Origin of the sequence: Nocardia sp. CA-120079 (assembly GCF_050955745.1) — a bacterium.
In the GTDB taxonomy this organism is placed as follows: Bacteria; Actinomycetota; Actinomycetes; order Mycobacteriales; family Mycobacteriaceae; genus Nocardia.
In genome coordinates, this window is the sequence record NZ_CP192088.1 from 7,860,089 (window position 1) to 7,872,233 (window position 12,145).

General features: G+C 65.4%; 9 protein-coding genes, 1 tRNA gene and 1 pseudogene. 1 reads left to right on the forward strand and 10 read right to left on the reverse strand.

The features are described 5' to 3' along the window. The first annotated feature begins 287 nt into the window (after positions 1-287). Positions 288-369 (forward strand) — tRNA-Leu (locus ACQPYR_RS35830). Positions 370-1,238: 869 nt separating this feature from the next. Here the strand turns inward: ACQPYR_RS35830 and ACQPYR_RS35835 are convergent. From ACQPYR_RS35835 to ACQPYR_RS35880, 10 genes and pseudogenes are all read right to left on the reverse strand, one after another. Continuing rightward, positions 1,239-2,375 (reverse strand): Mrp/NBP35 family ATP-binding protein, encoded by a 1,137-nt coding sequence (locus tag ACQPYR_RS35835; protein ID WP_433623484.1) that lies wholly within the window; start codon positions 2,373-2,375, stop codon positions 1,239-1,241. Between the two features lie 63 nt (positions 2,376-2,438). After that, positions 2,439-3,821 carry an FAD-dependent oxidoreductase gene (locus tag ACQPYR_RS35840; RefSeq protein WP_433623486.1) on the reverse strand — a complete coding sequence of 461 codons (1,383 nt, stop codon included), beginning with the start codon at positions 3,819-3,821 and terminating at the stop codon, positions 2,439-2,441. Beyond that, complete coding sequence (fdxA, locus tag ACQPYR_RS35845; RefSeq protein ID WP_433623488.1) at positions 3,818-4,153, reverse strand: ferredoxin; 336 nt, start codon at positions 4,151-4,153, stop codon at positions 3,818-3,820. The genes ACQPYR_RS35840 and fdxA overlap by 4 nt, the downstream gene beginning before the upstream one ends. Further along, positions 4,150-4,917 (reverse strand): ABC transporter ATP-binding protein, encoded by a 768-nt coding sequence (locus tag ACQPYR_RS35850; RefSeq protein WP_433623490.1) that lies wholly within the window; start codon positions 4,915-4,917, stop codon positions 4,150-4,152. The genes fdxA and ACQPYR_RS35850 overlap by 4 nt, the downstream gene beginning before the upstream one ends. Beyond that, complete coding sequence (locus ACQPYR_RS35855; RefSeq protein WP_433623492.1) at positions 4,914-5,786, reverse strand: ABC transporter permease; 873 nt, start codon at positions 5,784-5,786, stop codon at positions 4,914-4,916. Before ACQPYR_RS35855 ends, ACQPYR_RS35850 begins: the two co-directional genes overlap by 4 nt. A gap of 34 nt (positions 5,787-5,820) precedes the next feature. Further along, positions 5,821-7,251 (reverse strand): ABC transporter substrate-binding protein, encoded by a 1,431-nt coding sequence (locus tag ACQPYR_RS35860; protein ID WP_433623494.1) that lies wholly within the window; start codon positions 7,249-7,251, stop codon positions 5,821-5,823. Positions 7,252-7,272: 21 nt separating this feature from the next. After that, positions 7,273-7,500 (reverse strand): 4Fe-4S dicluster domain-containing protein, encoded by a 228-nt coding sequence (locus tag ACQPYR_RS35865; RefSeq protein ID WP_357313342.1) that lies wholly within the window; start codon positions 7,498-7,500, stop codon positions 7,273-7,275. Continuing rightward, positions 7,500-10,165 (reverse strand): annotated as a pseudogene (locus tag ACQPYR_RS35870) (fumarate reductase/succinate dehydrogenase flavoprotein subunit). The gene ACQPYR_RS35865 and the pseudogene ACQPYR_RS35870 overlap by 1 nt, the downstream one beginning before the upstream one ends. A 12-nt stretch (positions 10,166-10,177) precedes the next feature. Further along, positions 10,178-11,032: a GntR family transcriptional regulator gene (locus tag ACQPYR_RS35875; protein ID WP_433623497.1), complete on the reverse strand. Its 855-nt coding sequence runs from the start codon at positions 11,030-11,032 to the stop codon at positions 10,178-10,180. 122 nt (positions 11,033-11,154) lie between these two features. After that, a complete protein-coding gene (locus tag ACQPYR_RS35880) occupies positions 11,155-12,084 on the reverse strand; it encodes a LysR family transcriptional regulator (protein ID WP_433623499.1) in 930 nt (309 codons plus the stop codon). Between the last annotated feature and the right edge of the window lie 61 nt (positions 12,085-12,145).

Consider the following 12,145-nt stretch of genomic DNA (forward strand, 5'->3'; position numbering starts at 1 on the left):
ATTCCAGAAAATCATGAGGAAATCCTCACGTTTGCTCTCGGGATCCCCGCTTACCGCCGGGTATTTCCGTACTCTCGTACCAGAATACTCAGAAACATGACCCTCCCTCATGTTCAAAGCCGCTGGTCCACCTGGTTACCAACGCGTACGAAACATGAGCACTCCTCATGTTGACCGTTACTGAATCGTTATAATGCCAGGTGGTGTTACTGGCGAGTACGACATGCCGGGGCTGCGCTTCGCGATGTCGGTCAAGCCCGGTAGAGTTTGGACGGTCGTACCATCAAGCGCGAGTGGCGAAATTGGCAGACGCGCCAGATTTAGGTTCTGGTGTCCACGGACGTAGGGGTTCAAGTCCCCTCTCGCGCATTACTCGAGCACGTATTTGCGTCAAATCTGACGCAAATACGTGCTTCACCACCCACTCTTCCCCCTCCAAGTCGCTCACGGCCGCCTCTTGCGTGGCTCACATGCGCCGAAAGCAGCACTCGCACCACACATTTACGTCAGAAAGGCCGTCTCCCGCGTGTTCGAGTGAATTTCACCCAGTTCTCTACCACGCACAATCGGCGCAACTGAGCCATCCGCGTGCACGAGGGCTCCCTCGCACACCCGCTGGCGCACGGGCATTACACAGTGCAGCCAACCCGAAACGTTTGCTGGACAGTGTCGAGGATCCACGAACATCCTGATCGAGTCGGCGATCGATGGCGTGTCGGCGCCGTCGCGTCGGCCCTCACGCCGATGCACTGCGCTGTCTCCAGGCCATGTCGGCGCGCACGGCCGCTCACGTCCCGCCGATCACTGCCATGACTATCGCGGTTGGCAAAGCTGTCGAAGCACGTCGACATACCGCTGGCCATGTCGGCCGATGTGGGTCGAAGTGATAGCGATGTGTTCGCTGCGATTCTGCTCGTTCCTCGGGTGCCCTGCGGCGGCATAAGCAGCCCTGTGGCCGCCGTCCGCCTGCACAGGGAGCTCCGGGGGTTGGAGCTCGACTCCCTGGATCAATCATTGTCAGCCTGGCAAAGGGAGCCAGAAATGAAGCGAACCGACACAACAGCCCCCGGATTTGAACTGCTCTCGTACGTCCACGCGGCAGGCTTCGTCTCCGTGGACCACTTCATCGCGACGCTACGAGTTGACCCATTCGCCGATTCAACCCAGCTGCCACTGCTGGCTCCGGCCCTACCTTCTCGTCCCGGACGGCACCGCCAATGAGGCACCCCGCGGTGTTGTCAGCCGGGTGCCACAGCCAGCCGTAAGCCGACAAGATCGCGGGGTCTGCGAGCCAACGACATCGCTATCGTGCGAAAAGCATTCGCGGCGTTCGCATTCGGATCGGCTTGCACGATCGGGGTGCCGAGGTCGCCGGTGGTGCACACTGCCGGATCGAAGGGGATCTGCCCGAGCAGTGGACAGCTTGCGCCGAGGATCTCAGCGAGCCGTTGGGCGACCATCGCCCCACCGCCCGTGCCGAAGAGTGCCAGGCGTGCGCCATCCGGCGCGTCGAACCAGGACATATTCTCCACGACGCCGACGACCCGTTGTCTGGTCTGCGCCGCTACCGCGCCCGCTCGTTCGGCGATCCGGGCCGCCGTCTGCTGAGGTGTCGTGACGACCACCAGTTCCGCGGTGGGCAGGAGTTGGGCGAGCGAGATCGCGATATCGCCGGTCCCGGGTGGCAGGTCGACCAGCAGGATATCGAGATCACCCCAGTAGACGTCGGCAAGGAACTGCTGCAGTGCGCGGTGCAGCATCGGGCCGCGCCAGACGACGGGCTCGTTGCCTTCGACGAACATACCGATCGATATCACCTTCACCCCATTCGCGGTGGGTGGCATCAGCATTCGATCCACCTGAGTGGGACGAGCCGCCAGGCCGAGCATGGCGGGAATGGAGTGGCCGTGGATATCCGCATCGAGGATCCCGACGCGCAGGCCGCGTTCGGCCATGGCGGCAGCAAGATTGACAGTGACACTGGATTTTCCAACGCCACCCTTGCCCGATATGACGCAATAGACGCGGGTGAGCGAACCGGGCTGAGCAAAGGGAATCGTCGGTTCGTCGCCGCGCGCCTTCTTGCGCAACGTGGTGCGCTGCTCGTCGGTCATGACACCGAATTCGACGGTGATCGCGGCGGCGCCCGGAATGTCGAGCACGGCATCTCGGACCTCATGCGATATCCGGTCACGCAGTGGGCAGGCCGCGACGGTGAGCCGGATCTCGACGGTCACCCGGTTGTCGGTGTCGATGGTGAGATTGCCGACCATGTCGAGTTCGGTGATGGGGCGGTGGATTTCGGGATCCTCGACCAGGCTCAACGCCTGCAGGATTCGCTCGGTGGTCAGTGGCTGGATAGATGTGGACGGCATAGCTCGACCTGGCTTTCATAGGAAACACAATTCGGCAGCGGGGCAATTCGGCGCTGGAGCGGTTCAGCGGCGTCCGAGACCGACGTGGAGCATGTCGGCGCGCTCCACAACCTTGACGCGCTCGCGCCCCTCGAGCTCGCCGAGGGCGCGTTCATGCGCGTCGAGCCGGTACCAGCCCTGCCATGTGGTGAAGCTGATCGACTTGGACCGGAGGAACTCGACGATCGATGAGGGATCGGGATCGGTTGCTCCCGAGAGGTTCTCGCGATCGTCGAGCAGGCACCCCACCGTTTCGTTGGCGTCACCTTTGGTGTGGCCGATCAGCCCGATCGGGCCGCGTTTGATCCAACCGGTGACATACACTCCGGACAGATGACGTGTGGTTTCGTTGGCATTCTGGTTGATCAGCACGCGCCCTGCCTCGTTCGGTACCACGCCCGCTCGGTCGTCGAACGGCAACTCGGGGATGCTCTGCGAGAGGTAGCCGACGGCACGGTAAACCGCCTGGACGTGCCATTCCTTGAATACGCCTGTGCCTTCGACATTTCCGGTGCCGTCGAGCCGGGTGCGCTCGGTGCGCAGGCCGATGACCTTGCCGTCGGCCCCGAGGATCTCGGCGGGCGATTCGAAGAAATGCAGGAACAGTCTGTGCGGTCGGTCACCGATATCGCGGATTGCCCACTGCTCCACCGTATTCGCCACCATGTCGACCTGTTTCGACTGCCGCCGCGCGGTCTCCGAACCCGCGTCGTAGTCGATGTCCTCGGGATCGACGATGACCTCGATGGTCGGCGAATGGTCGAGTTCACGCAGTTCCAGGGGTGTGAATTTGGCCTGGGCCGGTCCACGGCGGCCGAACACATGCACCTCGACGGCTTTGTTGGCCTTCAACCCGTGGTAGACGTTCGGCGGGATTTCGGTCGGCAGCAGTTCGTCGGCCGTCTTGGCGAGTATTCGCGCCACGTCCAGCGCCACATTGCCGACGCCGAGGACTGCGACCTTCTCGGCCTCGAGCGGCCAGTCCCGCGGCACATCCGGATGTCCGTCGTACCACGACACGAAGTCCGCCGCACCGTAGGAGCCGTTCAGATCGACACCGGGAAGTTCCGGCGCGCGGTCGGTGTCGGCCCCGGTCGCGAAGATCACGGCGTCGTAGAAGATCCGGAGGTCATCGAGGGTGACGTCGATGCCGTAGTCGACGTTGCCGAACAGTCGAACCTGCGGCTTGTCGAGCACCCTGTGCAGAGCGGTGATGATGCCCTTGATCCGGGGGTGGTCCGGTGCGACGCCGTAGCGGATCAGCCCGAACGGTGCGGGCATGCGTTCGAACAGGTCGATCGAGACGTCGTTATCCGACACCGATTTCATCAACGCGTCGGCGGCATAGATACCGGCCGGTCCCGCGCCCACAATCGCCACGCGCAGTGGTCGTTTCGAACCGCTCATGGCTGATATGCCTGCACGAATGTCGTGTCGATGCCCACCGCGCCGAGTTTCGCCGCGCTGCCCGGCGATCCCAGCGCGGCGGCGCGGCCCGGCAGCGGCTCATCGAAGAACCTGGCGTTCTCGGCGATGAAGGGCCGCTGCTCGACGGGTATGTCGGCTTCGAGATAGATCGCCTCGACGGGGCAAACTGGTTCGCACGCACCGCAATCCACACATTCGGTGGGTTGAATATAGGCCATGCGCCCGCCGGTGTAGATGCAGTCGACCGGGCATTCCTCCACGCACGCCCGATCCATCACATCGACGCAGGCCGCGCCGATGACGAAAGTCATGATGCCTCCTCGGTATTCGCGGCGGCCAGTTCGGCGTCTTCGCCGAGTGCCGCCAGGATTTCGTAGCGCCTGCGGGCGAATTCGGGTTCGAATCGCGCACCGGGCGCGCGCGGATTGTCGATCGTGACGATCCGTTGGATCCGCGCGGGGCGCGGGGTCAGCAGCACGATCCGGTCGGCGAGCAGCAATGCCTCGTCCACGTCGTGGGTGACGAACAGGACAGTGGTGCGGTGCTGCTGCCACACCGAAATCAGCAGCCGCTGCATATCAGCTCGGGTCTGCGCGTCCAATGCCCCGAAGGGTTCGTCCATGAGCAGTACCCGTGGCTGGGTGGCCAGGGTGCGGGCCAATTGAACCCGCTGGCGCATACCGCCGGACAACGCGCCGGGCAGGTGGTCGCCGAAACCATCGAGCCCCACCTGGTCCAGTAATTCGAGTGCTTCGCCGCGTCGTCGGCCGCGCTTCACCCCGCGTAGCTTCAAGGCGAATTCGACGTTCTTGCGAGCCGTACGCCACGGCAACAGTGCGTCCTCCTGAAAGACCATCGCGCATTGTTCGCCACTGCCGCCGTCCACCTCCGCGGTGCCGCCGACCGGCTCCAATAATCCGGCCATGGCCCGCAGGATTGTGGATTTGCCGCATCCCGACGGCCCGAGCAGCACCACGATCTCGCCGCCGTCTATGTCGAGATCCACTTCGGCGGTGAGTATTTCGTCGTAGGCGATGCGCAGTCCGCGCATGCGCACCGCCGCGCCCGCGTTCATCGCGCCGCCCTGGGCAGCCAACGGTTGACCCGGTGTCCGGTCATTTCGACCAGCCACGCCGTGGCCCAGCCGAGCAGCCCGATCGACAGCATGCCGACCACCACCCCCGGATAGTCGAGCAGGCCGTAAGACTGCCAGGTGAAGTAGCCGATACCGAACTGTCCGGAAATCATTTCGGCGCTGATCACACAGATCCAGGCGACGCCCATCGCCACCGACAAACCGGAGAAGATGCCGGGTAGCGCACCGGGTAGGGCGATTCGGAACAGGATCTCCCACCGCCCCGCGCCGAGGGTATGCGCGGCTTCCTCCCATACTCTCGGCAGCGCGTGCATGGCGTGGATCGTGCTGACCGCCACCGGGAAGAACGCCGCGAAGAAGGTGATGAACACAATCCCCTGCTCCCCCGTCGGGAACAGCAGAATCGCCAACGGCACCAGCGCGATCGCCGGAATCGGCCGGAATACCTCCAGCACCGGCCGGATCAACGCACTGACCAACCGCGAACGACCGATCGCCATACCGATCAGCACGCCGGCCACGGTCGCGAGTCCGAATCCGATCAGGATCCGGCGCATACTGGAAATGATGTTGCTGTAGTAGGACCGGGTGCCGAGCTGGATCCGGAAGGAGTCGTAAACCTCTGCCGGGGTGGGGATCTTATCGAAGCGTAGCCAGAACACCACGTGATTCGCAGTGAGCAGATACCACAACAATACCAGCGCGGCCAACGGCGCCATGGTCAGCGCTGCCGTGCGCAGCCGCTCCTGGAACCGACCGCGGCCGTGCCAGCGACGAGACCGCGATGCGATGGTGATGTCGGAAGGTGTTGTCGGGATTAGGGATATCGGTTCCGTCGACACCGTCATGTCGAGCCTCCTGATCTCGTGTGCGACCCCGCTGCTATCGAGCGAGCAACGCCGCCTGGTAGTCGATGACGGCACTGCCGGGATGGGCGCTGGCATAGGACTTGGCATCGGCCTCGATCGCAAATGGCCGCAGCTGTTCATCCGGCCCGGCCGCCGGATCGCGCACCCATGTGGCGGTGGCCGCGAAGATACGGACGCCCGATGCGGTGTCGGGCACGTAGGCGGCGCCGGTTTCACTGCCACGCTGGGCGATCAGGCGGAGCAGGCAGGCCGGGGTCTTGGCGACCGCGGTGGTCTGCTCGCCCTTGAACCACACCTCCGAGGCGGTCGCCGGGTTGTCGACGGCACCGCCGCAGACGGTGTCGGTACCGACCAGCGGGCTCGGTGCGACCGTCGAAGCGCGCTGGGCGTCATAGTCCGCCCCGTACAGCGCCCGCACATAGCTGTCGTTGACGAACTCACCGAGATCCAGATCAGCGAGGGCGCCGAGTCCCTTCAGGAACGGCAGCAGCGTGCCGAGCGCGTCGACCTCTTGTGACTTGATGGTGGGGTCGAAACTCACCAGCCCGTTGGGTCCGTTGTAGAGGTAGACCACCTCCGCAGGTATCCCGGTGATCTCGGCGACGCGCTGCGCGGCGGCCAGCGGATTGTGATTGAGGTAGTCGGAGGTTTCGCGCTGGGCCGCCAGGAAGGCGTTGACGATATCCGGATTGTTCGTGTCGAAGCGTTTGTTCGCGACCACCGCGTGGAAGGTCGGGATTTTCGCGCTGCCTCCGTCATAGAGCAATCGCGCCTTGCCGTCGAACACGAGCTTCTGCGGCCAGGGCACGAATTGCGCCAACGCGGATACCTGGTCACCCTGCAATGCCGACGCCCCGACCGCGGGGTCCTGGCCGAGCAGCTTCACATCGTCCAAGGTCAGGCCCGCGCCGGACAGACCGGTGGCGAGCATGCCGTGCGCGGCCGAACCGACGCTGGTCGAGACGACCTTGCCGCGCAGATCGGCCAGGGTGGCGGCGGGTGAATTCACTGGCACGACAATCTGATTCAGCGAACCGCGCAGGTTGTAGCCGGTCACCGCGATCAGCTCGGACTTGACGTCGTCGTGGCCGCGGGTCTTCGATCCGTTGACGAGGATGGGTGCATCACCCATCGAGCCGATATCCACTTGGCCGGCAAGCATCTGCGCGGTCAGCGGCGGTCCGGCGGCGAAGTCTTTCCATTCGACCTTGTAGGTCACCCCTTTCGGCTTCCCGAGTTCGGCCAGCTTCGTTTCGAAGGTGCCCCGATCGCGCAGCAGCGTGCCCGCGGTGACGGTATTGATCGTCTTGGACTGGTAACCGATACTGACCGTGACGGTCTTGCCGTCATTCGCCGAGCCACAGCCTGCGACGACGGTCACGGCGGTCGCGACGCCGAGCAACAGTGCGACCGAACGCCGGATCTTCCCGCGTGGTGTCCTCATTGTGATGTCCTCCGCCCGCGGTCAGCGCAGCAAGTAGGGGATGTTGACGGTCACGGCTCCAACCGGGCAGCGCGCCGCGCACGGGCCGCAGTACCAGCATTCATCGACGTGCATGTACGCCTTGCCGGAGTCGGGGTGGATCGCGAGTGAATCCAGCGGGCACATATCGACGCACAGTGTGCAGCCGTCGATACATTTGACTTCATCGACGGTGACGGGCACGTCGATTCGAGTGTTGACCTGGGCCATCAGATTTCCTTTCCAGAGTTGGCAATGCCGATGCGGGCGAAGGCGCGGACATCGGCGTCCGGGTCTTGCATGGCCGAGCGGAGCGCAGTGGCGACCTCGGGCCGTTCGGCGATCCGCTCGGCGAGCGCGCGCACCGCAGCCTTGCGGACATCGAGGTTGTCGTCGGTAACCACCGAGATCAGGTGCGGTGCGGCGATTTCCGGATCGGCGACGGCGAGTGCGATCGCCGCGCCCTGGCGGACCTGCCAGGCCGGATCGCCGATCCCTGCGGCGGCGATGGCCGCCGCCTCGTCACCGCATCCGGTGCGCGCCAATCCGGTCAGCGCGGCGGCGCGGACCAATGGGTCGGTATCGCGGGCCAACCCGATCAGGGTGGTAGTGCCTCGTGGATCGCCCACTGCCGCTATACCTTTGGCGACCGCGATGCGGACCAGCTGGGCCGGGTCTGCGGCGGCCGCGTCGAGTTCACGCAATGCGTCCACCGAGGTCAGTCCGCCGACGACGGTCCGGCGCACCTCGGCATTCGGATCGGCGAACCACCCGAACAGTTCGGCCGCGTCGCTGCGACGGTGCCGCCACAGCGCCTCGATCGCCGCCGACCGCACCGCGGGTTCGGCCGCGAATACACAAACGCGCAGTGCCGCATCGAATTCCGCGCCGGGAACGAGTACCTCGAGCAGTTCGGTCAGCAAGCCGATGGCCGCGTGACGGACGGTCACGTCGGAATCGGACAACCCGGCCGCGATCAACGGCGAGGCCTGCTCCCACTCCTCGGTGGTCTCACTGAGCACCGAGAGCGCGGTACGCCTGACCTCCGGATCCGGGTCGGTGAGAAAGGGGTGCAGCTCGTCGAGTTCGGGCCACTGCTCGGCCATATCCATCAGCCGCAACAGTCGCGTACTCATCTGCCACCCCACGCGCCGACCAGTACCGGAGCGGCGACATCGGCGACACCATCCGGGCGGACGAAACCCGGCACCGGCACGATGTACGGGGCGACGGGCCGGGTGGTGAACTCCATCGCGCCGGACTCGCCACGGAACAAGTTGAGATGGCAGAACCATTCCGCGTCATCGCGCTGCGGCCAGTCGGCGCGTTGATGGTAGAGGCCCCAGCGGCTTTCGGTGCGCCGCAGGGAGGCACGCGCGGCCATCTCGGCGCAATCGCGGATGAACGTCACCTCCGCACAGCGCATCAACTCGTGCGGTGTGTGCGCGCCCATCTGCGCGATATCGCCATGCATGCGCTCGAACGACTCCAGGCCGAGGGTCAGATACCGGTGTGCCTTGGGCGGTTGCAGATAGTCGTTCACGAAGCGACGCAGCTTGTATTCGACCTGCTGTTGCGGCGGCCCGTCCGGATTGCTCAGCGGCCGGTAGATGAGCGCGTGCGCGGCCTCGATCTGATCCTCGGGCAACTCCGGACGCACCGCGCCCTTGGCGTATTCGCTTGCACTCTGACCCGCGATATCGCCGTAGACGAAGGCCCCGATCATGTAGTTGTGCGGGACCAGCGCCATATCCCCCGCCGCGTACAGCCCGGGCACCGTCGTCGCGGCAGACTCGTCGACCCACACTCCGGAAGCGGAATGTCCACTGCACAAGCCGATCTCGGAAATGTGCATCTCGATATCGCTGGTTCGATAGTCGGTGCCGCGCCCGGCGTGGAAGGTGCCTCGGGTCGGGCGCTCGGTGGTGTGCAGGATGCCCTCGATCTGCTGGATCGTGGCGTCCGGCAGATGGCTGAGCTTCAGATAGATGGGCCCGCGCGCACTGTCGAGTTCCCGTTTGACCTCCGCCATCATCTGCCCGGACCAGTAGTCGCAATCCACGAAACGGTTGCCCTCGGCGTTGACCTGGTAGCCGCCGAAGGGATTCGCGACGTACGCGCAGGCCGGGCCGTTGTAATCCTTGATCAGCGGATTGACCTGGAAACATTCGATACCGGACAGTTCCGCACCCGCGTGATAGGCCATCGCGTAGCCGTCGCCGGCATTGGTCGGATTCTCGTAGGTGCCGTACAAATAGCCGCTCGCGGGCAGGCCGAGCCTGCCGCAGGCACCGGTGGCGAGGATAACGGAGCCCGCCGAGATCGTGACGAATTCACCGGTGCGGGTATCGAATCCGACCGCACCGACCGCGCGCCCGCCGACCGTGAGCACCCGGACCGGCATCACTCGATTGCTGATCGTCACCTTGGCGCGCACGTCGCGGGCGCGCAGGGTGCGATAGAGCACCTTCTTCACATCGCGCCCCTCCGGCATCGGCAGCACATAGCTGCCGGAGCGATGCACCTTGCGCACGGCGTATTCACCGTGCTCGTCCTTCTCGAACTTGACTCCATAGCTCTCCAGCCGCTGCACCATCTCGAAGCCGCGGGTGGCGGTCTGATAGACGGTGCGCTGGTTGACAATTCCGTCGTTCGCGACGGTGATGTCGGCGACATAGTCCTCGGGGCTGGCCTTGCCAGGAACCACCGCGTTGTTCACGCCGTCCATCCCCATGGCCAGCGCGCCGGAGTGCCGCACATGCGCCTTCTCCAGCAGCAGGACATTCGCGCCTTGTTTTGCCGCGGTGAGTGCGGCCATCGTGCCTGCGGTGCCGCCGCCGACAACGAGGACGTCGCAGCTCAACTCCCGGCGCTGCGCGACAGGTGGGATATCCATGGACATCGCAGATCAACCCCTTTCGTTCGGTTCGGTCACACCGCGATTCGGTGTGACCGGGATGCGGTGCAGTCGGCCCGACAGCGAGAAGCGGTCACCGCGATAGCGGACGTATTCGAGGTCGATGGGCCGACCGGAGTCGGTGTAGGTGAGCCGTTCCAGGAACAGCAGCGGGGAGCCAGGCCGGACTTCGAGGAGTTCGGCGACGGTCGGATCGGCCGCGACCGCTTCGATGGAGACCGCCGCCGAGCCGAGCGGCAGCCCGAGTTCGGCCTCCAGCAAACCGAATACGTCGCATCCGGTCAGGTCCAGATCCAGCAGCGGCGCACCGACATCGGCGGTCAGGTAAGAGGCGTCCAGGGATAGTGGGGCGCCGTCGAGGTAGCGGATCCGCTCCAGCGCCACCACCGGTGTCGCGGGTTCGAGCTCGAGCCGCTCGGCCACGATCGGCGTCGCGGGCACGACCTCGGCGAGCAGTACCCGGTTGACGACGCGATCGCTGCCGGTTTCGAACGTCTCGGCCAGGCCGCGCAACCTGTCGAGCCCCTGCACCGCCTTGTCCGAGACAACGAAGGTGCCCGCGCCGGGAACCCGGTCGACCAAACCCTCATCGCGCAGCAACGCCAATGCGTCGCGCACGATATTGCGGCTGGTGGCGAAGTCGGCGGCCAACTGCGCCTCCGCCGGTAGCGGACGATTGCCATAGACGCCGCTGCGGATGCGCGCCCGCAGAATGTCGCTGATGCGGCGCGCCGGTGCCGAACGCCTACCGGCGCTGTAACGCGTGACCGGCGAACCACCGCCGGCGATGCGCCGATCCGGGATGCCCGCCTGGGTCTGATGTCCCGAGTACGTTCTGCCTGTCATGCCGCAAATGCTGGAAACCGATGATTACGCGCGACGCTCCCCGCGATTACCAGATGGTTACGCCAGTTAGCATCCGCGACGCAACCCTGTCACCTGCGCAAATACTGGCCGAGCGTGGTGTATCACCAGCCGGTCGAGGTGACCGATCCCATCCGCACGGCGTATTCGACCAGAATCTCGGCCGCGCCAGCGGGCGGAGTCCGGCGGCGCCAGATGGCGCGGAACTTGCGGGTCAACATCACCGGGGGCGCCAGCTGGACCTCCACCAGCGCCCCCGTCGACAAGGCGGGCGCGGCGATCAACCGGCTCAGCACCGCAGGCGCGACACCACTGCACGCGGCGGCGGTGATCGCCACCGCGGAGCCGAGTTCCGCCGCAGGCGCCGCGGGCTGACCTGCCGTGCTGAGTATCTCCCAGACGGTCTCCCTGGTCCCCGATCCCGGTTCACGCCACAGCAGCGCCGTGCTGGCAAGTTCGCGCAGGGTCACCGGTTCGCGGCGAAGCGCCCACGGATGTTCCGGCGCGACGACCACCACCAAGTCATCGGCTCCGAGCACCCGATTGCCGAGACCGTGCGGCGGATGCGGCCCCTCCACGAAGCCGAGGTCCGCTTCGCCGTCGCGGACCAGTGCCACGACCTGCCGGGTGTTCTCCACCTCCAGCGCCACCAGCACATCCGGACAGGCGGCACGCAACGCATTGAGCCACTGCGGAATCCGATGATCGGCGATCGTCTTCGAAGCCGCGACGCGCAGCCGCGGAATATCGATGGCCTGCAACGCGGCCATACCCGCGACCAGAGACCGGGCGGCAGCGAGCACCGGCAGGGCGTGACCGACGACAACCCGGCCCGCGTCGGTCAGTACCGAACCGGTCGGACCGCGGTCGAGCAATCGCACCCGCGCGCGACGTTCCAGCGCGCTGATCCGCATACTAGCGGCCGGTTGGGTGATGCCGTGGCGTCGTGCGGCCGCGCCGAGACTGCCCAGCTCCGCAACGGAGACCAATAGGTCGAGCACGTCCAGATCGGGCGTTCCCGGCGGCAAGGTCATCGCCCGATTATGAGCCGATCATCGCGTCGCGGCATGTCCAGACCCATCAGCATCGCTGATG

Excerpts from the sequence above, each read along its gene's own strand:
- ACQPYR_RS35880 (WP_433623499.1), bottom strand. The coding sequence starts at position 12,084 with ATGACCTTGCCGCCGGGAACGCCCGATCTGGACGTGCTCGACCTATTG.
- ACQPYR_RS35835 (WP_433623484.1), bottom strand. The coding sequence starts at position 2,375 with ATGCCGTCCACATCTATCCAGCCACTGACCACCGAGCGAATCCTGCAG.
- ACQPYR_RS35855 (WP_433623492.1), bottom strand. The coding sequence starts at position 5,786 with ATGACGGTGTCGACGGAACCGATATCCCTAATCCCGACAACACCTTCC.
- ACQPYR_RS35865 (WP_357313342.1), bottom strand. The coding sequence starts at position 7,500 with ATGGCCCAGGTCAACACTCGAATCGACGTGCCCGTCACCGTCGATGAA.
- fdxA (WP_433623488.1), bottom strand. The coding sequence starts at position 4,153 with ATGACTTTCGTCATCGGCGCGGCCTGCGTCGATGTGATGGATCGGGCG.
- ACQPYR_RS35875 (WP_433623497.1), bottom strand. The coding sequence starts at position 11,032 with ATGACAGGCAGAACGTACTCGGGACATCAGACCCAGGCGGGCATCCCG.
- ACQPYR_RS35840 (WP_433623486.1), bottom strand. The coding sequence starts at position 3,821 with ATGAGCGGTTCGAAACGACCACTGCGCGTGGCGATTGTGGGCGCGGGA.
- ACQPYR_RS35850 (WP_433623490.1), bottom strand. The coding sequence starts at position 4,917 with ATGAACGCGGGCGCGGCGGTGCGCATGCGCGGACTGCGCATCGCCTAC.
- ACQPYR_RS35860 (WP_433623494.1), bottom strand. The coding sequence starts at position 7,251 with ATGAGGACACCACGCGGGAAGATCCGGCGTTCGGTCGCACTGTTGCTC.